24 protein-coding genes are annotated in these 24,097 nt (G+C 60.8%); 18 read left to right on the forward strand and 6 right to left on the reverse strand.

Annotated elements, in window-relative coordinates; all coding sequences use genetic code 11:
* Positions 1 to 45: 45 nt before the first annotated feature.
* From prfB to J1G35_RS06910, 7 genes are all read left to right on the forward strand, one after another.
* A protein-coding gene (gene prfB / locus J1G35_RS06880; protein WP_108240705.1) for a peptide chain release factor 2 occupies positions 46 to 1,141 on the forward strand; the annotation gives its coding sequence in 2 pieces (ribosomal slippage) (positions 46 to 117 and positions 119 to 1,141; 1,095 coding nt in all).
* Positions 1,142 to 1,217: 76 nt separating this feature from the next.
* Positions 1,218 to 2,720 (forward strand): lysine--tRNA ligase, encoded by a 1,503-nt coding sequence (lysS, locus tag J1G35_RS06885; RefSeq protein WP_053137365.1) that lies wholly within the window; start codon positions 1,218 to 1,220, stop codon positions 2,718 to 2,720.
* A 106-nt stretch (positions 2,721 to 2,826) separates the two neighbouring features.
* On the forward strand, positions 2,827 to 3,543 hold the full coding sequence (locus J1G35_RS06890; protein WP_053137362.1) for a TetR family transcriptional regulator: 717 nt from the start codon (positions 2,827 to 2,829) through the stop codon (positions 3,541 to 3,543).
* Between the two features lie 15 nt (positions 3,544 to 3,558).
* Positions 3,559 to 4,107: a hypothetical protein gene (locus J1G35_RS06895; protein WP_223014223.1), complete on the forward strand. Its 549-nt coding sequence runs from the start codon at positions 3,559 to 3,561 to the stop codon at positions 4,105 to 4,107.
* A 21-nt stretch (positions 4,108 to 4,128) separates the two neighbouring features.
* Complete coding sequence (locus J1G35_RS06900) at positions 4,129 to 5,406, forward strand: flavohemoglobin expression-modulating QEGLA motif protein (RefSeq protein ID WP_027604513.1); 1,278 nt, start codon at positions 4,129 to 4,131, stop codon at positions 5,404 to 5,406.
* Between the two features lie 27 nt (positions 5,407 to 5,433).
* On the forward strand, positions 5,434 to 6,339 hold the full coding sequence (locus tag J1G35_RS06905) for an alpha/beta hydrolase (protein WP_223014225.1): 906 nt from the start codon (positions 5,434 to 5,436) through the stop codon (positions 6,337 to 6,339).
* Positions 6,336 to 6,662 carry a hypothetical protein gene (locus tag J1G35_RS06910; RefSeq protein WP_053137353.1) on the forward strand — a complete coding sequence of 109 codons (327 nt, stop codon included), beginning with the start codon at positions 6,336 to 6,338 and terminating at the stop codon, positions 6,660 to 6,662. The genes J1G35_RS06905 and J1G35_RS06910 overlap by 4 nt, the downstream gene beginning before the upstream one ends.
* 368 nt (positions 6,663 to 7,030) lie before the next feature.
* On the opposite strand, the gene J1G35_RS06915 is transcribed toward J1G35_RS06910, so the two are convergent.
* The 3 genes from J1G35_RS06915 to J1G35_RS06925 all read right to left on the reverse strand — a co-directional run bounded on the left by J1G35_RS06915 (position 7,031) and on the right by J1G35_RS06925 (position 8,922).
* Positions 7,031 to 7,816 (reverse strand): OmpA family protein, encoded by a 786-nt coding sequence (locus tag J1G35_RS06915; RefSeq protein WP_053137351.1) that lies wholly within the window; start codon positions 7,814 to 7,816, stop codon positions 7,031 to 7,033.
* Positions 7,817 to 7,871: 55 nt separating this feature from the next.
* Positions 7,872 to 8,297, reverse strand: a complete 426-nt coding sequence (locus tag J1G35_RS06920) for a DUF4398 domain-containing protein (protein ID WP_053137348.1) — start codon at positions 8,295 to 8,297, stop codon at positions 7,872 to 7,874.
* A gap of 280 nt (positions 8,298 to 8,577) precedes the next feature.
* Positions 8,578 to 8,922, reverse strand: coding sequence for a hypothetical protein (locus tag J1G35_RS06925; protein WP_053137347.1), 345 nt, complete (start codon positions 8,920 to 8,922; stop codon positions 8,578 to 8,580).
* Positions 8,923 to 9,105: 183 nt separating this feature from the next.
* On the opposite strand from J1G35_RS06925, the gene ppc reads away from it, so the two are divergent.
* The 7 genes from ppc (at position 9,106) to J1G35_RS06960 (ending at position 16,339) form a co-directional block, all read left to right on the forward strand.
* Positions 9,106 to 11,751: a phosphoenolpyruvate carboxylase gene (ppc, locus tag J1G35_RS06930; RefSeq protein WP_223014227.1), complete on the forward strand. Its 2,646-nt coding sequence runs from the start codon at positions 9,106 to 9,108 to the stop codon at positions 11,749 to 11,751.
* A gap of 296 nt (positions 11,752 to 12,047) precedes the next feature.
* A complete protein-coding gene (gene adk / locus J1G35_RS06935; protein ID WP_012722567.1) occupies positions 12,048 to 12,695 on the forward strand; it encodes an adenylate kinase in 648 nt (215 codons plus the stop codon).
* 89 nt (positions 12,696 to 12,784) lie between these two features.
* Positions 12,785 to 13,471, forward strand: a complete 687-nt coding sequence (tsaB, locus tag J1G35_RS06940; protein ID WP_053137342.1) for a tRNA (adenosine(37)-N6)-threonylcarbamoyltransferase complex dimerization subunit type 1 TsaB — start codon at positions 12,785 to 12,787, stop codon at positions 13,469 to 13,471.
* 160 nt (positions 13,472 to 13,631) lie between these two features.
* Positions 13,632 to 13,922, forward strand: coding sequence for a hypothetical protein (locus tag J1G35_RS06945; protein ID WP_053137340.1), 291 nt, complete (start codon positions 13,632 to 13,634; stop codon positions 13,920 to 13,922).
* Positions 13,922 to 14,782 carry a DUF72 domain-containing protein gene (locus J1G35_RS06950; protein WP_223014229.1) on the forward strand — a complete coding sequence of 287 codons (861 nt, stop codon included), beginning with the start codon at positions 13,922 to 13,924 and terminating at the stop codon, positions 14,780 to 14,782. Before J1G35_RS06945 ends, J1G35_RS06950 begins: the two co-directional genes overlap by 1 nt.
* 27 nt (positions 14,783 to 14,809) lie before the next feature.
* Entirely contained in the window at positions 14,810 to 15,637 is an 828-nt protein-coding gene (locus J1G35_RS06955) for an isocitrate lyase/phosphoenolpyruvate mutase family protein (protein WP_223014231.1), read from the forward strand.
* Between the two features lie 3 nt (positions 15,638 to 15,640).
* Positions 15,641 to 16,339, forward strand: coding sequence for an extensin family protein (locus J1G35_RS06960; RefSeq protein ID WP_223014232.1), 699 nt, complete (start codon positions 15,641 to 15,643; stop codon positions 16,337 to 16,339).
* On the opposite strand, the gene J1G35_RS06965 is transcribed toward J1G35_RS06960, so the two are convergent.
* On the reverse strand, positions 16,336 to 16,956 hold the full coding sequence (locus J1G35_RS06965; protein ID WP_223014233.1) for an energy transducer TonB: 621 nt from the start codon (positions 16,954 to 16,956) through the stop codon (positions 16,336 to 16,338). The genes J1G35_RS06960 and J1G35_RS06965 overlap by 4 nt on opposite strands.
* 96 nt (positions 16,957 to 17,052) lie before the next feature.
* Here J1G35_RS06965 and J1G35_RS06970 point away from each other — a divergent pair, with 96 nt between their 5' ends.
* The gene (locus J1G35_RS06970; protein ID WP_223014235.1) at positions 17,053 to 17,835 is read left to right on the forward strand and encodes a class I SAM-dependent methyltransferase; all 783 of its coding nucleotides are present in this window, start codon (positions 17,053 to 17,055) and stop codon (positions 17,833 to 17,835) included.
* Positions 17,836 to 17,865: 30 nt separating this feature from the next.
* Here the strand turns inward: J1G35_RS06970 and J1G35_RS06975 are convergent, their stop codons facing one another.
* The gene (locus J1G35_RS06975; protein WP_223014237.1) at positions 17,866 to 18,501 is read right to left on the reverse strand and encodes a TetR/AcrR family transcriptional regulator; all 636 of its coding nucleotides are present in this window, start codon (positions 18,499 to 18,501) and stop codon (positions 17,866 to 17,868) included.
* A 93-nt stretch (positions 18,502 to 18,594) separates the two neighbouring features.
* Between J1G35_RS06975 and J1G35_RS06980 the strand changes: the two genes are divergently transcribed.
* Genes J1G35_RS06980 through J1G35_RS06990 form a run of 3 tightly spaced genes read left to right on the forward strand, consistent with a single transcriptional unit; the run spans position 18,595 to position 23,363 of the window.
* Positions 18,595 to 19,695, forward strand: coding sequence for an efflux RND transporter periplasmic adaptor subunit (locus J1G35_RS06980; protein ID WP_223014239.1), 1,101 nt, complete (start codon positions 18,595 to 18,597; stop codon positions 19,693 to 19,695).
* Positions 19,696 to 19,701: 6 nt separating this feature from the next.
* Positions 19,702 to 22,767, forward strand: a complete 3,066-nt coding sequence (locus J1G35_RS06985; protein ID WP_223014241.1) for an efflux RND transporter permease subunit — start codon at positions 19,702 to 19,704, stop codon at positions 22,765 to 22,767.
* Positions 22,768 to 22,769: 2 nt separating this feature from the next.
* Positions 22,770 to 23,363, forward strand: coding sequence for a LysE family transporter (locus J1G35_RS06990; RefSeq protein WP_053137313.1), 594 nt, complete (start codon positions 22,770 to 22,772; stop codon positions 23,361 to 23,363).
* 36 nt (positions 23,364 to 23,399) lie between these two features.
* Here the strand turns inward: J1G35_RS06990 and J1G35_RS06995 are convergent, their stop codons facing one another.
* On the reverse strand, positions 23,400 to 24,089 hold the full coding sequence (locus tag J1G35_RS06995; protein ID WP_053137310.1) for a DUF4197 domain-containing protein: 690 nt from the start codon (positions 24,087 to 24,089) through the stop codon (positions 23,400 to 23,402).
* Between the last annotated feature and the right edge of the window lie 8 nt (positions 24,090 to 24,097).

Here is a 24,097-nt window from a genome sequence, read left to right on the forward strand (position 1 = left end):
TATACTCGCCGGCTTTCAAAAGTTCGCCAACGAGTGCTGCCCGCCATGGAAATCAACCCGATCCTGAACACCATCAAGGACCTGTCCGAGCGCTCCGAAACTATTCGGGGGTATCTTTGACTACGATCAAAAGCATGAGCGTCTGACCGAAGTCAATCGCGAGCTTGAAGATCCGAGTGTCTGGAACAAACCTGAATACGCCCAGGAACTGGGCCGCGAGCGCTCTGCGCTGGCGCAGATCGTCGATACCCTCGACGAACTGAACACCGGCCTGGGCGATTGCCGCGACCTGCTCGACATGGCCGTCGAAGAAAATGACGAAGGCGCAGTGGGCGATGTTGTCGCCGAGCTGGCCCGTCTTGAGGAAAACCTCGCCAAGCTTGAATTCCGTCGCATGTTCAGCCACGAAATGGACCCGAACAACGCCTACCTGGACATCCAGGCCGGTTCCGGCGGCACCGAAGCCCAGGACTGGGCCAACATCCTGTTGCGCATGTACCTGCGCTGGGCCGACAAACGCGGTTTCGACGCCACCATCATGGAATTGTCGGCCGGTGAAGTCGCCGGCATCAAGGGCGCGACCGTGCACATCAAGGGCGAATACGCCTTTGGCTGGCTGCGTACCGAGATCGGCGTGCACCGCCTGGTGCGCAAGAGTCCGTTCGACTCCGGCAACCGTCGCCACACCTCGTTCTCCGCCGTTTTCGTCTCGCCTGAGATCGATGACAAGGTGGAAATCGAGATCAACCCGGCCGACCTGCGTATCGACACCTACCGCTCCTCCGGCGCCGGTGGCCAGCACGTAAACACCACCGACTCGGCCGTACGGATTACCCACGTACCGACCAACACCGTGGTCAGCTGCCAGAACGAGCGTTCCCAGCATGCCAACAAGGACACCGCCATGAAAATGCTGCGGGCCAAGTTGTACGAGCAGGAAATGCAGAAGCGCAACGCCGCGTCCCAAGCGCTGGAAGACACCAAGTCGGATATCGGCTGGGGTCACCAGATCCGCTCTTATGTGCTCGATGCATCGCGGATCAAGGATCTGCGCACTAACATCGAACGCAGCGACTGCGACAAGGTGCTCGACGGCGACATCGACGAATACCTGGAAGCCAGCCTGAAATCTGGCCTGTAACCCCTTGTAGGAGCCGGCATGCCGGCGATCCCCGGCCTACGCCTGGGACAACGAACCTGATGGAAAATTTAAAGACATGAGCGACCAACAACTCGACCCGCAAGCCCTGCAACAGGAAGAAAACTCCCTGATCGCCCTGCGCAAGGAAAAGCTGGCTGCCGAGCGCGCCAAGGGCAATGCCTTTCCCAACGACTTCCGCCGCGAAAACTACTGCGATGCGTTGCAGAAGCAGTACGCGGACAAGACTAAGGAAGAGCTGGCAGAGGCTGCGATCCCGGTCAAGGTGGCAGGTCGCATCATGCTCAACCGTGGCTCGTTCATGGTGATCCAGGACATGACCGGGCGTATCCAGGTCTACGTCAACCGCAAGACCCTGTCGGAAGAGACCCTGGCCTCGGTGAAAACCTGGGACATGGGCGACATCATCGCAGCCGAAGGCACCCTGGCCCGTTCCGGCAAGGGCGACCTGTACGTGGAAATGACCAGCGTGCGCCTGCTGACCAAATCCCTGCGCCCGCTCCCGGACAAGCACCATGGCCTGACCGACACCGAGCAGCGCTACCGCCAGCGTTATGTCGACCTGATCGTCAACGAAGACGTGCGCCAGACATTCCGCGTGCGTTCGCAAGTCATCGCGCACATCCGCAGCTTCCTGATGCAGCGTGACTTCCTGGAAGTGGAAACCCCGATGCTGCAAACCATCCCGGGTGGTGCCGCAGCCAAGCCGTTCGAAACCCACCACAACGCGCTGGACCTGGAAATGTTCCTGCGTATCGCGCCGGAGCTGTACCTCAAGCGTCTTGTGGTCGGCGGCTTCGAGAAGGTGTTCGAGATCAACCGCAACTTCCGTAACGAAGGCGTCTCGACTCGTCACAACCCAGAATTCACCATGTTGGAGTTCTACCAGGCCTACGCCGACTACGAAGACAACATGGACCTGACCGAAGAGCTGTTCCGCGAGCTGGCGCAGTTGGTCCTGGGCAGCACCGACGTGCCTTACGGCGACAAGGTGTTCCACTTCGGCGAGCCATTCGTGCGCCTGTCGGTGTTCGACTCGATCCTCAAGTACAACCCCGAGCTGACCGCAGACGATCTTAACGACATCGACAAGGCCCGCGCCATCGCCAAGAAAGCCGGCGCCAAGGTGCTGGGCTTCGAAGGCTTGGGCAAACTGCAGGTGATGATTTTCGAAGAGCTGGTGGAGCACAAGCTGGAGCAGCCGCACTTCATTACCCAGTACCCGTTCGAAGTGTCGCCGCTGGCCCGTCGCAACGATGACAACCCGAACGTCACCGACCGTTTCGAGCTGTTCATCGGTGGCCGCGAAATCGCCAACGCCTACTCCGAGCTCAACGATGCCGAAGACCAGGCCGAGCGCTTCATGGCCCAGGTGGCCGACAAGGACGCCGGCGACGACGAAGCCATGCACTACGACGCTGACTTCGTACGGGCCCTGGAATACGGCATGCCGCCAACGGCCGGTGAAGGTATCGGCATCGACCGATTGGTGATGTTGTTGACCAACTCGCCGTCGATCCGCGATGTGATCTTGTTCCCGCACATGCGGCCACAAGCATAACCTCAGCGAAATCCAGAGCCGCCTTTTATAAGGCGGCTTTTTTATGTGGCGTTTTTAAGCGTCAAGCAAACAGCGCCAGGTTTTGATCTATTCAAGGATGTGTGTCGTGAACCGCGTAACCGCTCAAGAAGGTGCCGCCGGCATTGCCGCTGCCGTGGCTGAAAGCGTCCAGTACCAGGGCCGTAAGGCCAGCCGTCGGGGCAGCGAGCAACGCCGGCAAGACATTCTCGATGCGGCCATGCGTATCGTGGTGCGCGAGGGCGTGCGAGCCGTGCGTCATCGCGCGGTGGCGGCGGAGGCGGGGGTGCCGTTGTCGGCCACTACCTATTACTTCAAGGACATTGATGACCTGCTCACCGATACCTTTGCCCAGTACGTTGAACGCAGCGCCGCGTTCATGGGCAAGTTGTGGGTGCGCAACGAAGGCCTGCTGCGCGAGATGGTCGCCTATGGCGACGGCAGCCCGGAATCGCGCTCGCAACTGGCCGATGACATCGCGCGGCTGACCGCCGACTATGTGCTGCGCCAACTGACCAACCGCCGCGAACACCTGATGGCCGAACAGGCCTTTCGCCAGGAAGCCTTGCTCAACCCGCGCCTGGCGCAATTGGTGCGTTCCCACCAGCAGATTCTCTTGCAGGGCACGGGGCAGTTTTTCCAGGTATTGGGCTCCCGCGAGCCGCAACAGGACGCCAAGGTGTTGACGGCGATAATCAGTCGGATGGAATATCAGTGCCTGCTGGGCGGCGCAGAGCCTCTGACCGGTGAAGAGATGCTTGAGATCCTCAAGCGTTACATGCATTTGGTGTTGGCCTCGGTCTGACACCGGGGGAGTCCAATGAAAACCTGGCGTGTGGCGGTAATCGCCTTGTCGTTCCTGCTGCTCAGCGGTTGCCTGGTCACGTTCAAGGATCCATTGCCCGCCCATGAGGCGGCGCCGCAAGAGTTGTTGGGCCATTGGACCAGCAAGAATGCCTGGGGCGAACCGCTCAATCTGCAAATCAGCGCTGCCGGTGAACATCGCTACAAGGCGGTGAGCTACCCTAAAGCCACACCGGCCCAGCGCGATGAGTACCTGTTTACCGTGTCGCGCCATGGCAGCCGCTGGTATCTGTCGGCGCCGTTGCCGGCCCGACTCGGTGGGCATTATTTCCTGGCCGGGTTCGAGTTCGACGATAAGCACGAATTGGTTGTCTATAACCTCGACCTCGACCAGATTCACCAAGCCATGGGCCAACAGGTGCTGCACGGCAGTACCGTGGATACCGTCGAAGGCGCCGGTGTATTGGTCGACAGCTCCATGGACCAGGTGTTCGCCTACCTGGACGATCCGGCCAATGCCGATGTGTTCGTTGAAGCCGTGCGCTATCAGCGCGCGGGCAAATAACGTTTAGAGAGGAAGCACCGGGTGGACGATTACCAGCAGACGATACGCAGCTTGTCCGATCGCATTGTGCTGGCGCAAACACCGATTCGCGTCCTCGACGCCGTGAAGTGGGACGACAACATTCGCCAGGGATTCCTCAAGGCCAAGGGCAAGGCAATGCCGGCCGTGGACCGCGACTATTACCTGAACCGGCCGCTGTCGTTCGACTCCAGTGCAGTGAAGCTGGAATTCCAGAACATCGAACGTGACATCACTCGCCGTCTTGGCCAGTTCAGCCCGGTGGGGCAGATCATGCGCCGCATGTGCCGTGAATACCGCATGGTGGTGCGGATGCTCGAAGCGCGCGGCACCGAGGACTTCGGCCTGATTTCCCAGGAACTGTACGGCGCCGCCTCCGACGCCTTCCACGCCGGCGACCCGACCCTGGCTGACCTGGGCCTGATGCTTTCCGACTACCTGAACAATATCGATGGCCGCGGCGACCTCAAGGACGAAGCCAAGACCCTGACCGCCAAGGACGCCGTCGCCCTGCTGCAAACCCGCCTGAACAAGGTGTTTGGCGAAGCCGAAGAAACCATCCGCGTGTTCGAGTCCGACGGTATCGTCGCCGATGCCGCAGCGGGCGCCGACTACATCAAGATCCGCGCCGACGCGATGTTCAACGACCGCGACGTGCGTGCGCTGGAAGTCCACGAAGGCCTGGTGCATGTCGGTACCACGCTCAACGGCCAGAACCAGCCGATCTGCACCTTCCTGTCCAAGGGCCCGCCGTCGTCCACCGTGACCCAGGAAGGCCTGGCGATCCTGATGGAGATCATCACCTTCGCCTCCTACCCGAGCCGCTTGCGCAAACTGACCAACCGCACCCGTGCCATTCACATGGTGGAGGAGGGTGCCGATTTCCTGCAGGTGTTCGAGTTCTTCCGCGAGCAAGGCTTTGAAATGGCCGAAAGCTATGGCAACGCCAGTCGGGTGTTTCGTGGCTCGGTGCCGAACGGTCTGCCGTTTACCAAGGATTTGTCCTACCTCAAGGGCTTTATCATGGTTTACAACTACATCCAGCTGGCCGTGCGCAAAGGCAAGCTGGAGCAAGTGCCGCTGCTGTTCTGCGGCAAGACCACCCTGGAAGACATGCGCACCTTGCGCCAACTGGTGGACGAAGGCCTGGTGGTGCCACCCAAGTACCTGCCTGAACAGTTCCGCGACATGAACGCACTGGCGGCGTGGATGTGCTTCTCCAACTTCCTCAACCACTTGAGCCTGGACCGGATCGAGGCGGATTACTCCAATATCCTCTAAACGCTGTTATTCACGAGGCTTCAACGGATGAGAATCCTCGGCATTCTATGCCTGCTACTCACATTGAACGGTTGCAGCTCGTTGCTGTTCTACCCCGAACCCGGCCTGCCGTTTACGCCCGAAAAAGCGCACCTGCAGTACCGCGACGTCACCCTCACCACCGCCGACGGCGTGAAGTTGCACGCGTGGTGGCTGCCGGCCAAGGCCGGAGTGCCCGTCAAAGGTACGGTGCTGCACCTGCACGGCAATGGCGGCAACCTGGCCTGGCACCTGGGCGGCAGCTGGTGGTTGCCGGAGCAGGGCTACCAGGTACTGCTGCTGGACTATCGCGGTTATGGGGTGTCGGAAGGCAAGCCTTCCTTGCCGGCGATTTATCAGGATGTGGATGCGGCCTTCAGTTGGCTCGACAAAGCCCCCGAAACCCAAGGCCAGCCGTTGATCGTCCTCGGTCAAAGCCTCGGCGGTGCGCTGGCGGTGCATTACCTGGCGGAGCACCCGCAGCGTCAGTCCCAACTCAAAGCGCTGGTGCTCGATGGTGTGCCCGCCAGTTATCGTGACGTAGGACAATTCGCCCTGAGCACCTCCTGGTTAACATGGCCATTGCAGGTGCCCTTGTCTTGGTTGGTGCCCGACGCCGACAGCGCGATCAACGCCATGCCGCAACTGACCGGCGTGCCGAAATTGCTGTTCCACAGCCTGGATGACCCGATCGTGCCCCTGGCCAACGGCATCCGGCTGTATCAGGTCGCGCCAGCGCCCCGCGTGTTGCAGTTGACCCGGGGCGGCCATGTGCAGACCTTCGCCGACAAGACCTGGCAGACCGTGATGCTGCGCTACCTGGACGACCCGCAGCACTTTAACGGCCTGCGCCGCCTGGGCGAGATTCCGAACTACCCCATTCCTAAAGTTGATTCATCAGAGAGCCCGCAATGAGCGAAGAACGCAACATGATCCCGCTGATTCTCACCGGCATCGGTACCATCATCGGCACCGTCGGCTGCCTGTGGTACTACGGCTATTTGCACTTCGCCAAGCCGGAAGATGCGCTGCTGCTCAGCGACTTCACCATGCTCAAGACCGTGCCGGGCGAGGACTACAAGATCTCCCTGACTCCGGCCGCGCAAGTGGCGCAGTGCGTCGATGGCGTGCTGGTAATGTTCGATACCGAGCAAAAAGGCTTGAGTGGCGTGTTGGTCAACAACAAGAAGCAGGCGGTGCGTTGCCTGGGCCAGGAAACCCCGCAACTGCAGCAGTGAGCCATCGTATCGGGGTCGATGTGCTGCATGGGTTGTGAGACGGTTCAATTCCAACAGTCGGGATTAGTTGGAACCATATCGCGTAAAACGCCACAGAAAACGGTGTAACTTACACAGATCAGGGCCGAGAAAGTGGCGATAACTATTTTTTCAACTCCTGCAAATCCTGCAGTTCCTGAAAGTCCGGCAGTGCAGAACATGCTGGATATGGTCAGGTGCCATGGGGCTCTGGAACGGTTAAACGCTCAGCAGCATAAGCAAGCCCCGAAGATTGAGCTGCCAGGCGATGACACAAACCGTCCTATTCACTTTGGCGAGCCAAAAAAAAACCCACCATAAGGTGGGTTTTTTTATCCAGCATCAATCAATCAGTTAGCCAGGGACGACCGTGGCTTGACCGGTTGGTTATCGTTGGAGATGGTCACTTCAACGCGGCGGTTCATGGCGCGGCCCGACACACTGCCGTTATCGGCAACCGGGTATTCCTTGCCGTAACCGGTGGTCACGATGCGGCGTGGGTCAACGCCCATCTTGATCAGCGCAACCTGCACCGAAGCGGCACGGCGCTCCGACAGGCTCTGGTTGTAGGCATCGCTGCCGGTGCTGTCTGTGTAGCCTTCAACGATCACCTGGCGATCCGGGTTTTCCTGAAGGAACTGAGCCAGCTTATTGATATTGACCAGGCCGCTGGATTTCAGGTCAGCCTTGTTGGTAGCAAACAGCACGTCACCAAAGGTCACCAGGGTACCGCGATCGGTTTGCTTGGCGTTCAGGCTGTCCTGCAGTTGCTTGATCTGTGCATCGCGGGCTTCGAGCAGTGCACGGGCACGTTCGTCGCCGGCGTTTTTCAGCTTGGCTTCGGATTCGCGCAGCACGATGGTGTCTTTAGCGACTTCAACGCGTTGGTTGGTCAGGTAGGCCAGTTGGTCAACTTTCTTCTGGTCTTCCTTGTCGCGGTAGGCCTTGTCAGCCTTGTCCAGCCAATCCTGGGCGTCCTTGGTTTCCAAGGCTGCTACTTTGGTGGCGTTCGGGTTGGCCTGCAGGGCCGAGAAGTTGGTCCGTGCGTTTTCCAGGTTCGCGTTTGGCGGGGTGGAGCACGCCGCCAGGGCAACGCTCATCGCCAGCAGGGCAGGGATCATCAATTGTTTACGCATAGTCGTGTCGTCCTTTCAATTCGATATCGGGTGCAATGCAATCAGGGGCGGCGGCTTATTGCTGTTTGATAACAGCCGGGCGCATGCCTTCCTGACGCAGCTCCTGGACAGCCTTCTGGGAGTCCTTCACAGCCTGTTCAGCCTTGGCAGCCTGGGCTTTGCGCTCTGCAACGCGAGCGTCCCATTCGGCTTGCTCAGACAGGCGACGGGCCTCGTCATAGTTCTTGTCGTGCATGGCGATTTCGGCTTGCTTGAGCTTGTCCTGGGCCGACTTCATTTCTACGGCCGCGTACTCGGTGCCGCCGGCGCTCACTGCGCTGTTGACCGCAGATTGGGTCACCGCGTATTGCTCGGTTGGCGGGTTGCCGGCGCAACCGGCCAGAACGAAGCTGGTGCCGATTGCCAGCGCGGCCAATTTAAGCCCGCGCAGGTGGTTAAACGAGGATTTGGCAGTGCTGGTCTTCATCGTCTTCAACTCCATTGGATAACTCCTGAAAAACATCAAAATCCATCTCAGTCGGTGAGCGGCGGGGGCGCGGCGGTAAAGCACGACATGCCCTTTCAAACGGCCGTTCCAAGTGATGGCTTACTGGCTGTGACCGGAGGCTTTTTTCAAAAGTTCAGAGAAGATGGCGATTTGCCAAAAAAAATATCTGACTAAACGGTCAGCGAAAAAAATTGGAACTTTCATGACGGACAGCGGTACCCCGGGCCTCTGGGAGGCCCGGAATACAAGGGTTTTATCGGGGGGTGTAGCTTTTTCAGTGCTTGGGTTCGTCAGCGCTGTCCGACAAATCTTGCAGGTAGCGCCGCGACAAGGAGAGAAAGCGCGGGGTAGGGCCGACGTCTTCGTACAAGGGATCGCCCTCTTCATCGGTGGCAATCACATGCTGCCCCTTGACGTAGGGAAAGCTGGCTTCCAGCTCTTCGAGCGCCGCCCCGATCAGCTCGCCGAGCAGTTCTTCGGTGTGGCGCTTGGGGTACATCTCGGCAATGGCCGCCAACCGCGCTGCGGCCTCGACATCCAGATGGATGGCGTACTCGGTCTTGGTCAGGCGACCCTTGGCGTTCTCTTCCCAATGCTGGGCCAGTTCTCGAATTTTCATGGCAACCTCAATAGAACCCGCGATGGCGGGCGGTGATGAGTGACCAGTCGCTCGCATGGATAACACGACGACTCACAGTTGAGACTAGCCGCAAGTCACAAGGTTTAAAGTCTTGTCATAAAACGATGCTGGCGGCACTCTGGCAGACCTGCGCGTCCCGGATTTCTGGCTGGAGATTGGCTGATGAGTGATATCGATGCACGCTTGCGTGAGGATGTTCACCTGCTGGGTGAGCTGTTGGGCAACACCATTCGAGAGCAGTACGGCGATGACTTCCTCGACAAGATCGAGCAGATCCGCAAAGGCGCCAAGGCCGACCGCCGTGGAGCCACCCCGGACAAAGCCGCTGGTGATGAACTGAGCGCCAGTCTCAATCAGTTGCAGGAAGACGAACTGCTGCCCGTTGCGCGGGCCTTCAACCAGTTCCTCAACCTGGCCAATATCGCCGAGCAGTACCAGTTGATTCATCGGCGCGATGAGTCGCAGCCGGCACCGTTCGAATCCCGCGTATTGCCGGAGTTGCTGGCCCGTCTGCAAGGCGAGGGCCACAGCAACGAATCCCTGGCCCGCCAGTTGGGGCGCCTGGAGATTGAACTGGTGCTCACCGCCCACCCCACCGAAGTGGCGCGTCGCACCCTGATCCAGAAATACGATGCCATCGCCGCACAACTGGCGCTGCAGGATCACCGTGACCTCACCACCGCTGAGCGCGAGCAGATCCGCCAGCGCCTGCAACGCTTGATCGCCGAAGCCTGGCACACCGAAGAAATCCGCCGCACCCGGCCGACGCCGGTGGACGAAGCCAAATGGGGCTTTGCGGTGATTGAGCATTCGTTGTGGCATGCGATCCCCAATTACCTGCGCAAGGCCGACCAGGCGTTACATGCCGCCACGGGCCTGCGCCTGCCGCTGGAAGCTGCGCCGATCCGCTTTGCGTCGTGGATGGGCGGCGACCGTGACGGCAACCCGAATGTCACCGCGCCGGTGACCCGCGAGGTGTTGTTGCTGGCGCGCTGGATGGCTGCCGATCTGTACCTGCGTGATATTGACCACCTGGCCTCCGAACTGTCGATGCAAAAGGCCAGCCCGGCGTTGCAGGCCGAGGTCGGCGACAGCGTCGAACCCTATCGCGCCCTGCTCAAGCAACTGCGCGAACGCCTGCGCGCCACGCGCCAATGGGCACATACCGCGTTGAGCAGCAGCACGCCGGCGCCTGCCGAGGTCTTGCAGAACAACCGCGACCTGCTGGAACCGCTGGAGCTGTGCTACCAGTCACTGCATGAATGCGGCATGGGCGTGATCGCCGACGGCCCACTGCTCGATTGCCTACGCCGGGCCGTCACCTTTGGTCTGTTCCTGGTGCGCCTCGACGTGCGCCAGGATTCCAGTCGCCACTCGGCGGCCATGACCGAAATCACTGATTACCTGGGCCTGGGCCGTTACGAGGACTGGAACGAAGAGATGCGCATCAGCTTCCTGATGAAGGAGCTGGCCAATCGTCGACCGCTGTTGCCGGGCTATTTCAAGCCCTCGGCCGATACCGCCGAAGTGCTGAACACCTGCAAGGAAGTCGCCGCCGCACCTGCCGCCTCTTTAGGCTCGTATGTCATCTCCATGGCTGGCGCCGCCTCAGACGTATTGGCGGTGCAACTGCTGCTTAAAGAGTCGGGCGTGCAACGACCAATGCGCGTTGTGCCTCTGTTCGAAACCCTGGCCGACCTGGATAACGCCGGTCCCGTGATCGAGCAACTGTTGCTGTTGCCGGGTTACCGCGCGCGCTTGCACGGCCCGCAGGAAGTGATGATCGGCTACTCCGACTCGGCCAAGGACGCCGGCACCACCGCCGCCGCCTGGGCGCAGTACCGGGCGCAGGAGCGGCTGGTGGATATTTGCCGTGAGCAACAGGTGGAATTGCTGCTGTTCCATGGTCGCGGCGGCACCGTCGGGCGTGGCGGCGGCCCGGCCCACGCGGCGATCCTGTCGCAACCGCCGGGTTCGGTGGCGGGGCGTTTCCGTACCACCGAGCAAGGCGAGATGATCCGCTTCAAGTTCGGCTTGCCGGACATTGCTGAACAGAACCTCAATCTCTATCTGGCCGCTGTGTTGGAAGCGACGTTGCTGCCACCGCCGCCACCGGAGCCGGCGTGGCGGCATTTGATGGATGAATTGGCGGCCGACGGTGTCAGCGCTTACCGCGCAGTGGTGCGGGAAAATCCGCAATTCGTCGAGTATTTTCGCCAGTCCACCCCCGAGCAGGAGCTGGGTCGCCTGCCCCTGGGCAGTCGCCCGGCCAAGCGGCGTGCCGGCGGTATAGAAAGCCTGCGCGCCATTCCGTGGATCTTCGGCTGGACCCAGACTCGCCTGATGCTGCCGGCCTGGCTGGGTTGGGAAGCCGCGCTTAGCAAGGCGCTGGAGCGCGGTGAAGGCGAACTGCTGGGGCAGATGCGCGAACAGTGGCCGTTCTTCCGCACCCGCATCGATATGCTGGAAATGGTGCTGGCCAAGGCCGATGCCGATATTGCGCGTCTCTATGACGAGCGCCTGGTGCAGCCGGACCTGTTGCCATTGGGTGCGCACTTACGCGACCTATTGTCGCAGGCCTGTAGCGTGGTACTTGGCCTGACCGGCCAGTCGCAACTGCTGGCCCATAGCCCTGACACCCTGGAGTTCATCCGCCTGCGCAACACCTATCTCGACCCCCTGCACCTGTTGCAGGCCGAGTTGCTGGCACGCTCGCGGCGCCAGGAAGCCGCGCAAGACAGCCCTCTGGAACAGGCGCTGCTGGTGTCCGTGGCCGGTATTGCCGCCGGCTTGCGCAACACCGGCTGAGGTTTTTTGCGAGTTCTCAACGGCTTGCGCAGAAACCACGACGGCCGCCCTGAAAAGGGTGGTCGGCGTTTACGGGGCCGGTTGCACTCAGGCACACCCTACCTATGACGTACGCGTGGCGCGGGTTCCTGCGACTTTTGGCGGCTTGTGTGGTTAGGGCCCGCTGTGTATCTTGATCAGCCTTTGGCCGTTTGGGCGGCTTGGGCCCATATTTTTATGAGCCATATATTTTTACGAGATTGGCCCCACGCGGCGAATCCGAGCGTCATCTCTATAAAAAATTGAGGAGCACATCGATGCGCGTCATTCTGCTGGGAGCTCCCGGGGCCGGTAAAGGTACTCAGGCAAAGTTCATCACTGAAAAATTCGGCATTCCACAAATCTCCACTGGCGACATGCTGCGTGCTGCCGTCAAGGCCGGCACCGAGCTGGGCCTGATCGCCAAGAGCGTGATGGACAGCGGTGGCCTGGTCTCCGATGACCTGATCATCAACCTGGTCAAGGAACGCATCAGCCAGGAAGACTGCAAGAACGGCTTCCTGTTCGACGGCTTCCCACGCACCATTCCCCAGGCTGAAGCCCTGGTGAAGGCTGGCGTTGAACTCGACGCCGTGGTTGAAATTGCGGTTGAAGACGAAGAAATCGTCCAGCGTATTGCTGGTCGTCGCGTTCACGAAGCGTCGGGCCGCGTGTATCACACCGTGTATAACCCGCCAAAAGTTGAAGGCAAGGACGATGTCACCGGCGACGACCTGGTGCAGCGTAAAGACGACACTGAAGAAACCGTGCGTCATCGCCTGTCGGTCTACCATTCCCAGACCAAGCCGCTGGTGGATTTCTACCAGAAGCTGTCCGCAGCACAGGGCAAGCCGAAGTACAGCCATATCCCTGGCGTCGGTTCGGTAGAAGCGATCACTGCCAAGGTGCTGCAAGCACTGAGCTGATCCTTTATCGGCTTGATACACAACGGCCCGCTTGCGGGCCGTTGTTGTTTATACTGGCGCACTTTTTTTCGACTTGGACACCGACACCGATGAGCACCCTGCTGGCCCTGGACACCGCGACTGAAGCTTGCTCCGTTGCCTTGCTGCACGATGGCAAAGTCACAAGCCACTACGAGGTGATCCCGCGCCTGCACGCGCAGAAACTGTTGCCGATGATCAAGCAACTGCTCGAAGACGCGGGCACCACCCTGTCGGCCGTGGACGCCATCGCCTTCGGCCGCGGCCCGGGGGCGTTTACCGGGGTGCGCATTGCCATTGGTGTGGTTCAGGGCCTGGCCTTTGCATTGGAGCGCCCGGTACTGCCGGTCTCCAACCTGGCCGTACTGGCTCAGCGTGCCTTGCGCGAACACGGCGCCCAGCAGGTGGCGGCGGCTATCGATGCGCGCATGGACGAAGTGTACTGGGGCTGCTACCGCGAAACGGCTGGCGAAATGCGCCTTATCGGCGTGGAAGCCGTGCAGCCACCGGAATCGGCGGTATTGCCCGATGATGCCAGTGGTGACTGGTTCGGTGCTGGCACCGGCTGGGGTTATGGCGAGCGCATCGGTGTGTCGCTGGTGGGCCAGGACGCCAGCATGTTGCCCCATGCCGAAGACTTGCTGACTTTGGCGCGTTTCGCGTTTGAACGTGGCGAGGCGATTCCTGCTGACCAGGCTGCGCCGGTTTACTTGCGCGATAAAGTCGCACAGACCAAGGCCGAAAGAGGGATTATTTGACGCCAAAAATGATGGCAATGTGAGGCCAAAGTCGCCAATCGTCAGAATTTGCCTGCGTTTTTAAACCTTTTTCAAATTATGTGTTCTAGTTATCACCAGAGCATTTGCGCGCGACGGACAGTGCTGCCAAAATGCCATTACTGATAGCGAGTTCGCGCCTATGCGTATTGATGGATTTTCCTCACAGTCGTACCCAATCAAGCGCAAGCCGCGTAAGGCAAACGCTACGGTGGACGATTCTGTCGAGGACTCGCCGGACTTCATTGAGGTCCAATCCGATGCGAAGGCCAGTTCACAAGCCCGTATCAGCGGCGTTCCTGCCCGTCAGCAAGACATGCTCTTCCCGCGCTCCATGAGCAAAAGCGTTGCCACTGCCTTGGCCAGCTACCTGACCACCGCCGGTTTCGTCGAATGGGATATGGAAGTGCTGGGCCTCGACATTCACATCTGATGCGGCTGCCTTACTACCTCGGTTGCCCGTCCTGGAGTGAAAACGCCTGGCGCGAGTACTTGTACCCAGCCGACGCCCGCTCCGGCGATTACCTTGCCCTTTATTCCCAGGTCTTCAACGCCGTTGAAGGCAATACCACGTTCTACGCTCGCCCCTCGGCCGCTACCGTGCAGCGCTGGGCCGACATCATGCCCGAAGACTTTCGCTTCACGGCCAAATTTCCCGGTGACATCAGTCACGGTGGCGACTTGCGTGAGCAATTGCCGGCAGCGGAAAGTTTTGTCGGTTTGATGAGCCCGCTCGGTGCACGTGTTTCGCCGCTGTGGCTGCAACTGTCGGCGAGTTTTTCGCCGCAACGCCTGGCTGAGCTGGCCGGTTTTATTGATGGCCTGGAACGCCCGATGGCGGTTGAAGTACGCCACCCTGAGTTCTTCGCCAAGGGCGATGCCGAGCGCACGCTCAACCGTTTGTTGCGTGATCGGGGTGTCGAGCGCATCTGCCTCGACCCGCGCGCGTTGTTCAGTTGCACGTCGACCTCGGCGGCGGTACTGCATGCTCAATCGAAAAAGCCCAAGGTGCCACCTCGTCCGGCAGCGCTGACCCAGTTTCCCCAAGTGCGTTTTATTGGCCATCCGGAGCTGGAGGCCAACGACCCGTTCCTGATCCCGTGGGTTGAAAAAATCGCCGGCTGGATCGAAGAAGGCCGCACGCCCTACGTATTCCTGCACACCTCGGACAATCGCCTGGCTGCACAGCTGGCCTTGCGTTTTCACGCCAATCTGATGGCGCGCCTGCCCGGCCTTCCTGCACTGCCGACATTGGATCGGCAACCCGAAGTGGAGCAGCTGGGGTTACTCTAGGGCTCCTTTTTCCGCCAGGAGTCAGTCATGGATGCCCAAACCCTTCGCGCCGAAACCTTTAAGGCCCTGCATGAGCGCGACCGCGCCTTCGTGATGCCCAACCCTTGGGACGCGGGCTCGGCGGTGATGCTCGCCAGCCTTGGCTTTGAAGCCCTGGCCACGACCAGTGCGGGTTATGCGTTCAGCCTGGGGCGCCCGGACGCGGAAGGGGCATTGTCCTTGGAAGACACGTTGCTCAATGCCGCCATGATCGCCAAGGCCACCGCGCTGCCGGTGGCGGCCGACCTGGAAAACGGCTTCAGCGACACCCCCGACGGCTGTGCCGAGACCATCTTGCGTGCGGCGGCCAGCGGTATCGTGGGGGGCTCTATCGAGGATGCCACCGGCATTGCTGTCGACCCAATCTATCCCTTCGACCTCTCCGTCGAGCGTGTGGAAGCCGCCGTTGCCGCCGCCCGCAGTCTGCCGTTCCCCTTCACGCTGACCGCCCGCGCGGAAAACCTTCTGCATGGACGCCTGGATCTGCCCGACACCATTCGCCGCCTGCAGGCCTACGCCGAAGCCGGCGCCGACGTGCTCTATGCGCCGGGCCTGCGCAGTGCCGAAGACGTGCTGGCGGTGGTCAAGGCCGTGGCGCCCAAGCCGGTGAATGTGCTGATGTCCGGTGGGCTGAAACTCAGCGTGGCGCAATTGAGCAAAATGGGCGTCAAGCGCATCAGCGTCGGGTCGGCCATGGCGCTGGCGGCGTATGGCGAGTTCTATCGGGCGGCGCAGGAAGTCCAGGCATTGGGCACGTTCACCTTTACCGAGCGTTCGATGCCCTTCAGCCAGGCCAATCAGTTCTTCAAGGGTTAAAGCGTGCGCGTTCTCAACGGGATGGGCGTGCTGTTGTTGCTTGGCGGGGCGTTTACCGTCGGTGTCTGGCGCGGCTGGTTACCGCTGCCGGATGCGTGGAATCCCTGGGCGCCCCTGGATGTGCGCGCCAGTCCGAACCTGTTGACCCGCTACAAGCTGGGGCGCCTGCAGGATGACCCCGCGTTGTGCGATCAAGTGCTGAAAACCTCGGGCCTGCGGGTCAGCCACCAGGCCGATACGCCTGCGGACGCGGTCTGTCCTTTGCGTAATACGTTGCGCGTGCAGGGCGCAGACGTGGCATTAAGCAGCAGCTTCCTCGCCAGTTGCCCATTGGCGGTGGCATTCGCGCTGTTCGAGCGTCACAGCCTGCAACCGGCGGCCCAGGCGGTGTTCGGTCAGTCGGTGACGCGGGTCGATCACCTGGGCAGCTTTGCCTGCCGCAACATGTATAACCGTGCCGAAGGGCGGCTCAGCCAGCATGCGTCGGCCAATGCCCTGGATATTGCCGGGTTTCGCCTTGCGGACGGGCGCAGTATCAGCGTGCTCAAGGATTGGTCGGGGGAAGGCGACAGCGCGCGGTTCCTGCGCCAGGTGCGCGATGGTGCCTGTGATGATTTCAATGTGGTGTTGAGCCCGGACTACAACGCCGCGCACCGCAACCATTTCCATCTGGACATGGGGCGTTGGTGGGTCTGTCGTTAAGCGGCCAGTCGCAGGTTCTGGGTGATCAGTGGGCGTGCCCAGTGGTAGTCGAAATCCAGCGCCTTCTGTTGCGCCAGCAGTTCTTCGGTGGGGTAAGGCGTAGCCGGCGGCGGCAACAGGTCCAGCTCGAACTCGGCAATTGGCAAGTGCAATGGGCGTGGTTCCGGCGCAGGGCCTGGCGCGGGCAGCGGCTGACCCGCCGTCAGGACGATGGGACGAACCCAGCCGCTTTCGAAATTCTGCTGGCGCTGTTGGGCGACGATTTCTTCCTGTGGGAACGGCTCGGCGGCCGGTGGCAGCAACTCGGTTTCGAATTCGGCGATAGGCAGGAACAGTGGCTCAGGCGGGGCGATCTCGGTGTCTTTGACGTCGCACTCACGCTGGGTGAGGATCTGCGACAACAGGTCGCCACCAGCGCTGGGCTCTACCGCCGGGTCCGCCGGTGTCGGCGCCTTGGCGGCGAGCGCGTCCGGCGTTTCACCGAGCTGCTCGGCCAGCGCTCGGGCGAAGAAGTCCTGCCACACATGACTCACCCCGGCCAGCGCTTGAGTATTGCGCAGGCCGTAGTGGTTGTGGGTCGGCAGTACACCGATGGTTAGGGGGAGAATGTCTGACATTTTTCTCGGTCGACGCTCAGCTCTGGCAAAATACCTGACTGTTGTTTTTATCGGCCGTTGTTTGCCGATCCTTAATATTTTTGAGCGTAGCGATTGATGAGTGAACAACCAGCGGCCAGCCGCATCCAGGTCGAGGCCTTGAGCGAAGGTTTTCAGGCCCGGGCCGAGCAGTGGGCTGAACAGCTCGGCTTGCCTTTACAGCTCGCGGATGCGGATTTTTCCCTACAAGTGGGGGAACACGGCCTGCAACTGCAGCAGCTTGGGCCTGACGCGCCGGGACCGGTGCGAGTGGATTTTGTCGAAGGCGGCGCGGCTCACCGGCGGCTATATGGTGGCGGCAGCGGACAGATGATCGCCAAGGCCGTGGGTATTGCCCAAGGCGTGCGTCCCCGGGTGCTGGACGCAACGGCCGGTCTGGGCAAGGATGCGTTCGTGCTGGCCAGCCTGGGCTGCGAGATGAGCCTGATCGAGCGGCAACCGCTGATTGGCGCCCTGCTCGAAGATGGCCTGGCACGCGGTACGCAGGATTTTGACGTGGCGCCCATCGTCGCGCGTATGAAGCTGCTCAAGGGCAACTCCATTGACGTGATGCTCAATTGGCAGGGGGAGCCGCCCCAGGTGATCTACCTCGACCCGATGTTCCCCCATCGTGAGAAAACCGCCCTGGTGAAGAAAGAAATGCGCCTGTTCCGGCCACTGGTGGGCGATGACCCGGATGCACCGGCCCTGCTGGCCGCCGCCCTGGCCTTGGCCAGCCACCGTGTGGTGGTCAAGCGCCCGCGCAAGGCGCCCTGCATCGAGGGGCCCAAGCCGAGCCACGCGCTGGATGGCAAGTCCAGCCGGTATGACATTTATCCCAAGAAAGCACTCAAGCCTTAAAAGGTACGCAAGAACGTGTGGCAAGCGGGCTCAAGGCCTATAGGCCCGCATAAACAACCCCACCACGTCCTGCACATGGGCTTCGGCGGCTTCCTCACTCAACTGCCCGCCGCAGCCATACAGCAAGCAAAAGTTCGCCGTGCCCTTGAGCAGGCAAAAGAAGTGCTCGGCCGCGGTAAACGGTTTATCGATGCGCAGGGCGCCGCTCTGGTCGATTTTGCCGAGCAGGCGCTCCATGCCCTGGAGCATGCGCATGGGCCCGGCTTCGAAGAAGATCTGTGAGAGTTTCACGTCCTGATTGCCGGTGGTCATCATCAGGCGATGCAGGTTCACCGACTCTTCACTGTTGATCAGCCGATGGAATCCCCGCGCGATATTCAACAATACCGTTTGCACCGGCATGCCTTCAGGCAGTTCGAAGTACATCACCGGCAACTGTTCCTCGCACTTGGCTACAACGGCGGCGGTGAACAAGGTTTCTTTGTCGGTGAAGTGACTGTAGACGGTCAGTTTCGACACGCCGGCCTCAAGGGCCACGGCATCCATGCTGGTGTTGGCGTAGCCATTGCTCAAAAACAGGGTTTTCGCTGCCGAGAGGATAGCCTGGCGTTTTGCCATGTCCTTGGGACGCCCGGGGCTATTGGTGTTTACAGGATTGTCGGACATTTTCACCTTTAATACTGGACTGGCGAGTTTGGTATTAATAACATACTGGCCAGTATAATTATTCCTAGCTTCATTTGCGAAAGGTCCTTCAGCATGCGCAGCACTTTCCTGCCCTTTGCGTTGCCTGTCTGCCTGGTCTTCCTGCTGTCCGCTTGCGGCCATGAAGACCCGATCCAGACCACCGTCCGCCCGGCCATGGTGGTGCAGCCGCAACCCTCTGCGCAGTCGACGGACAGCTACCCCGGTGAAGTACGCGCTCGCTATGAGCCGGACCTGGCCTTTCGCATCGGTGGCAAAGTCAGCAAACGCCTGGTAGAGGAGGGTGAGCGGGTCAAGGCCAACCAGCCGCTGGCGGAGCTGGATCCCCAAGACGTGCGCCTGCAACTGGAGGCCACCCGTGCCCAGGTCGCCGCTGCCGAGGCCAACCTGAGCCTGGTGCGCGCCGAGCGTGATCGCTACAAGACCCTGATGGACCGTCAGATGGTCAGCCGTTCCCAGTACGACAATTCCGAAAACCTTTACCGCTCCGGTGAGGCGCGTCTCAAGCAGATCAAGGCCGAGTTCGACGTCGCCAGTAACCAGGCCGGTTACGCCGTATTACGCGCGCCGCAGGATGGCGTCGTGGCCAAGCGCACAGTAGAGGTCGGCCAAGTGGTCTCCGCTGGCCAGACCGTGTTCACCCTGGCCACCGATGGCGAGCGCGAAGTGCTCATCAGCCTGCCCGAACAAGGGTTTGGTCGCTTCAAGATCGGCCAGCCGGTGGCCGTGGAATTGTGGAGCCAGCCGGGCCAGCGTTTCACCGGGCGCATTCGTGAACTGTCGCCTGCGGCTGATCCAAAATCGCGGACCTTCGCCGCTCGCGTTGCCTTCACCGGCGGCAAAGTCCCGGCGGAACTGGGTCAGAGCGCTCGCGTATTCATACAGGTCGACGGCGTTGTTCCGCTGTCGGTACCGCTGTCTGCCCTCAGTGCGGAGAACGGTGCGTCCTACGTCTGGCGTGTACAGCCGGACAACACCCTCAAGCGCACGCCGGTACGCATCGGCGCCTTCGGCGAAAAAACCGTACCGGTGCTGGAAGGCCTGGCGCCCACCGATTGGGTGGTTGCCGCCGGTGTGCATGTGCTCCACGAGGGCCAGCAGGTACGCCCAGTGGATGGCTCCAACCGTGTAGTGAATCTGGCGGCCAAGGAGTAGTCCCCGATGAGTTTCAATCTTTCCGAATGGGCGTTGCGTAACCGCCAGATCGTACTGTTCCTGATGATCCTGCTGGCGGTGGTCGGCACCTTGTCCTACACCAAGCTGGGGCAAAGCGAAGACCCACCGTTCACCTTTAAAGCCATGGTGATCAAGACCAACTGGCCCGGCGCTACGGCCCAGGAAGTCTCGCGCCAGGTCACCGAGCGTATCGAGAAAAAACTGATGGAGACCGGCGAGTACGAGCGCATTGTCTCTTTCTCTCGCCCTGGTGAGTCCACGGTCACCTTCATTGCACGCGACTCCATGCACTCCGCGCAGATTCCTGAGCTGTGGTACCAGGTGCGCAAGAAGATCAGCGACATCCGCCAGACCTTGCCCCCGGATATCCAAGGGCCGTTTTTCAACGACGAGTTCGGCACCACCTTCGGCAATATCTACGCGCTGACCGGCGACGGCTTCGACTATGCCGTGCTCAAGGACTACGCCGACCGCATCCAGATTCAGCTGCAACGGGTAGCGGATGTGGGCAAGGTCGAGTTGCTTGGCTTACAGGATGAGAAGATCTGGATCGAACTGTCCAACCTCAAGCTCGCTACCCTTGGCCTGCCGTTGGCCGCTGTGCAGCAGGCGTTGCAGGAGCAGAACGCGGTATCCACTGCCGGCTTCTTTGAAACCCCGAGCGAGCGCGTGCAATTGCGCGTGTCGGGCAACTTCAAGACGGTGGAAGAGATCCGCAACTTTCCGATTCGTGTCGGTGATCGAACCTTTCGCATCGGCGATGTAGCCGACATTCACCGCGGCTTCAACGATCCACCGGCACCGCGCATGCGATACATGGGGGCGGATGCTATCGGACTGGCCGTGGCCATGCGTGATGGCGGCGATATTCTGGTATTGGGCAAGGCCCTCGAAGGCGAATTCGCACGTTTGCAAAAGAACCTTCCGGCGGGCATGGAGCTGCGCAAGGTGTCAGACCAACCGGCAGCGGTGAAAACCAGTGTCGGAGAATTCGTGCAGGTGTTGGCCGAGGCATTGGCGATTGTCCTGCTGGTGAGCTTTTTCTCCCTGGGTGTACGCACCGGCATGGTGGTGGCCCTGGCGATTCCGCTGGTGCTGGCGATGACCTTTGCCACCATGTATTACCTCGGCATCGGCCTGCACAAGATCTCCCTGGGCGCGTTGGTATTGGCCCTCGGTCTGCTGGTGGATGACGCGATCATCGCCGTGGAGATGATGGCAATCAAAATGGAGCAGGGCTACGACCGGCTCAAGGCGGCCAGTTTTGCCTGGACCAGCACTGCTTTCCCGATGCTCACCGGCACGCTGATCACGGCGGCGGGCTTCCTGCCGATTGCCACCGCGCAGTCGAGCACAGGTGAATACACGCGCTCGATCTTCCAGGTAGTGACCATCGCGTTACTCGCCTCATGGATCGCCGCCGTGGTGTTTGTGCCGTACCTGGGGGAAAAACTCCTGCCGGACCTGGCGAAGATTCACGCGGCCAAACATGGCACCGATGGCCCGGATCCCTACGGCACACCGTTCTACCAACGTGTAAGGCGTTTGGTGGAGTGGTGCGTGCGTCGGCGCAAAACCGTGATTGTGCTCACGCTGCTGCTGTTTATCGGCTCGGTGGCGTTGTTCCGCTTTGTGCCGCAACAGTTCTTCCCGGCCTCAGGTCGCCAGGAATTGATGGTCGACCTGAAACTGGCCGAAGGCGCTTCCCTGAGCAACACCGCTGACCAGGTCAAGCGCCTGGAAGCCTTGCTCAAGGAACACGCCGGTATCGAGAACTACGTGGCCTACGTCGGTACGGGGTCGCCGCGTTTCTACCTGCCGCTGGACCAGCAACTGCCAGCGGCCAGTTTTGCGCAGTTCGTGGTGTTGGCTAAAACCATTGAGGAACGCGAAAGCCTACGTACCTGGCTGATCGAAACCCTCAACGAACAATTTCCCGACCTGCGCTCGCGCGTTACCCGTCTGGAAAACGGTCCGCCCGTGGGCTATCCGGTGCAGTTTCGCGTTACCGGCGAACACATCGAGGAAGTTCGCGCCCTCGCACGCAAAGTCGCGGCCAAGGTTCGCGAAAATACCCACGTGGTCAATGTGCACCTGGACTGGGAAGAACCGAGCAAGATCGTCTACCTCAATATCGACCAGGACCGCGCGCGCGCCCTTGGCGTCAGCACCGCCAACCTGTCGAAATTCCTGCAAAGCTCACTCACCGGCTCCAGCGTCAGCCAATACCGGGAGGACAACGAGTTGATCGAAATCCTCCTGCGCGGCACCGTCCACGAACGCACCGAGTTGTCGCTGCTGCCCAGCCTGGCGGTACCGACCGACAACGGCAAGAGCGTGGCGCTGTCGCAGATCGCCACCCTCGAATACGGCTTTGAAGAGGGCATTATCTGGCACCGTAACCGCCTGCCGACGGTGACCGTGCGCGCCGATATCTACGGCAAGGAGCAACCGGCGACCCTGGTGCAGCAGATCCTGCCGACCCTCGAAGGCGTGCGCGCCGAGCTGCCGGATGGCTACCTGCTGGACGTCGGCGGCACCGTCGAGGATTCTGCGCGCGGGCAGAACTCGGTGAAGGCCGGTGTGCCACTGTTTATCGTGGTGGTGCTGACCTTGCTGATGCTGCAACTGCGCAGCTTCTCACGCACGGCGATGGTGTTTCTTACCGCGCCGTTGGGCCTGATTGGTGTCACGTTGTTCCTGCTGGTGTTCCGCCAACCCTTCGGCTTCGTGGCCATGCTCGGCACCATCGCGCTGTCGGGGATGATCATGCGCAACTCGGTGATCCTGGTGGACCAGATCGAACAGGACATCAAGGCCGGCCTGGCTCCGTGGCAGGCGATTATCGAAGCCACCGTGCGCCGTTTCCGGCCGATTGTGCTCACTGCCCTGGCGGCGGTGCTGGCGATGATTCCGCTGTCGCGCAGTGTGTTCTTCGGGCCGATGGCGGTGGCGATCATGGGCGGGCTGATTGTGGCGACGGCGTTGACCCTATTGTTCCTTCCAGCCCTGTATGCTGCATGGTTCCGAGTGAGGAAGGACGTCGTGTAATCATGCTGGCTACTGTTTCAGCCCTGATGTTGTTATTACTCGCCCCCGGCCCGACCAACACCCTGCTGTTTCGCGCCGGGGTGCTGTTTGGCTATCGCGCGTCCTGGTGGTTGGCGTTGGTCGAGTGCCTGGCTTACTTGCTGCAAGTCTCGGTGTGGGGCGTTGCACTGCTCTACCTGGCGGCCTATTCGCCGTGGGCATCGAAGCTCACGCAATTGGCGGCGGCCTGTTACCTGCTGTATGTCTCATACCGGCTCTGGCAACGCAAAAACAGCACCGTCGATCCTGGCCGTGATCGCTTCAGTGGGTTGAATTTTTTCTGGCTGACGCTGATGAACCCCAAGGGGCTGTTGATCGTGTCGTTCATTGCACCGGCCGGCAGTTTTGCCACATGGCAAGGCTATGCCGGGTTCATGACCACACTGGCATTGGTGGTGATACCCGTAGGGTCTGCGTGGATCGTGTTCGGCAGTCGCTTCGAAGGGCTGCAAAAAGCCTGGCTGACACCCCTGAAGATCAACCGTGCGACGGCGCTGGCAATGGGATGCTTTGCTACGTTGACGGTGGGGCGATTGGCTGAGTCGGTACTGCATTGAATCGCTCCCCGTTGCAGGGAGCGATTCTTCCACGGCTTAAAGTGCGCCAAACACCTTCTTCGCCAGGCTGGTAGCCGCAGCTGCCGGATTCTTGCGAATCGTCTCTTCCTGCTGCGCAATCATCTTGAACAAACCATCCAGCGCCTGTTCGGTCACGTAGTTTTCGACGTTGGCGCTCTTGGCATCCACGGCGCCAAATGCGGCGGCCTTGCCGGCCAGGGCGTTGTATTGCTGGGCGACGCCGACCTTGTCGGTAGCGGCCTTGACGATCGGCAGGAACTTGGCGCGGATGGCTTCGCGGCTGCTTTTGTTCAGGTATTGGGTGGCCGAGTCCTGGCCGCCGCTGAGGATGCCCTTGGCGTCAGTCACGCTCATGTTCTTCACCGCATTGACCAGAATCGGCTGGGCCTGGGTCACGGCAGTTTCAGCGGCTTTGTTCATGCTGTCTTCCAACTGCGTGACCTGGTCGCCCATGCCGAACATTTTCAGCTTGTCGGCGACTTTGCCCAGCTTGCCCGGCAGGCCGATTTTCACTTCAGGGTTGTTGCTGAAACCGCCGGGTACACCCAGTTGTTTCACCGCGATCTGCGCACCTTGGGTCAGGGCGTCCTTGAGGCCGCCGCTGGCGTCGCCCTGGGACAGGCTACCAAGGTCCAGAGCCATGGCATTGGCGCCGAGCAGCAGGCCGGCACACAGGGCAGTGAGGCGAAGGGAGTTGCGGAGCATGAGCGCTT

The sequence above is a fragment of the Pseudomonas sp. SH10-3B genome, assembly GCF_019891415.1.
Classification (GTDB): domain Bacteria; phylum Pseudomonadota; class Gammaproteobacteria; order Pseudomonadales; family Pseudomonadaceae; genus Aquipseudomonas.

Excerpts from the sequence above, each read along its gene's own strand:
- J1G35_RS06915 (WP_053137351.1), bottom strand. The coding sequence starts at position 7,816 with ATGCGTAAACAATTGATGATCCCTGCCCTGCTGGCGATGAGCGTTGCC.
- J1G35_RS06980 (WP_223014239.1), top strand. The coding sequence starts at position 18,595 with ATGCGCAGCACTTTCCTGCCCTTTGCGTTGCCTGTCTGCCTGGTCTTC.
- J1G35_RS06970 (WP_223014235.1), top strand. The coding sequence starts at position 17,053 with ATGAGTGAACAACCAGCGGCCAGCCGCATCCAGGTCGAGGCCTTGAGC.
- tsaB (WP_053137342.1), top strand. The coding sequence starts at position 12,785 with ATGAGCACCCTGCTGGCCCTGGACACCGCGACTGAAGCTTGCTCCGTT.
- J1G35_RS06975 (WP_223014237.1), bottom strand. The coding sequence starts at position 18,501 with ATGTCCGACAATCCTGTAAACACCAATAGCCCCGGGCGTCCCAAGGAC.
- J1G35_RS06985 (WP_223014241.1), top strand. The coding sequence starts at position 19,702 with ATGAGTTTCAATCTTTCCGAATGGGCGTTGCGTAACCGCCAGATCGTA.
- J1G35_RS06905 (WP_223014225.1), top strand. The coding sequence starts at position 5,434 with ATGAGAATCCTCGGCATTCTATGCCTGCTACTCACATTGAACGGTTGC.
- J1G35_RS06965 (WP_223014233.1), bottom strand. The coding sequence starts at position 16,956 with ATGTCAGACATTCTCCCCCTAACCATCGGTGTACTGCCGACCCACAAC.
- J1G35_RS06955 (WP_223014231.1), top strand. The coding sequence starts at position 14,810 with ATGGATGCCCAAACCCTTCGCGCCGAAACCTTTAAGGCCCTGCATGAG.
- J1G35_RS06950 (WP_223014229.1), top strand. The coding sequence starts at position 13,922 with ATGCGGCTGCCTTACTACCTCGGTTGCCCGTCCTGGAGTGAAAACGCC.
- adk (WP_012722567.1), top strand. The coding sequence starts at position 12,048 with ATGCGCGTCATTCTGCTGGGAGCTCCCGGGGCCGGTAAAGGTACTCAG.
- J1G35_RS06925 (WP_053137347.1), bottom strand. The coding sequence starts at position 8,922 with ATGAAAATTCGAGAACTGGCCCAGCATTGGGAAGAGAACGCCAAGGGT.
- J1G35_RS06910 (WP_053137353.1), top strand. The coding sequence starts at position 6,336 with ATGAGCGAAGAACGCAACATGATCCCGCTGATTCTCACCGGCATCGGT.
- J1G35_RS06995 (WP_053137310.1), bottom strand. The coding sequence starts at position 24,089 with ATGCTCCGCAACTCCCTTCGCCTCACTGCCCTGTGTGCCGGCCTGCTG.
- ppc (WP_223014227.1), top strand. The coding sequence starts at position 9,106 with ATGAGTGATATCGATGCACGCTTGCGTGAGGATGTTCACCTGCTGGGT.
- lysS (WP_053137365.1), top strand. The coding sequence starts at position 1,218 with ATGAGCGACCAACAACTCGACCCGCAAGCCCTGCAACAGGAAGAAAAC.
- J1G35_RS06920 (WP_053137348.1), bottom strand. The coding sequence starts at position 8,297 with ATGGAGTTGAAGACGATGAAGACCAGCACTGCCAAATCCTCGTTTAAC.
- J1G35_RS06895 (WP_223014223.1), top strand. The coding sequence starts at position 3,559 with ATGAAAACCTGGCGTGTGGCGGTAATCGCCTTGTCGTTCCTGCTGCTC.
- J1G35_RS06990 (WP_053137313.1), top strand. The coding sequence starts at position 22,770 with ATGCTGGCTACTGTTTCAGCCCTGATGTTGTTATTACTCGCCCCCGGC.
- J1G35_RS06945 (WP_053137340.1), top strand. The coding sequence starts at position 13,632 with ATGCGTATTGATGGATTTTCCTCACAGTCGTACCCAATCAAGCGCAAG.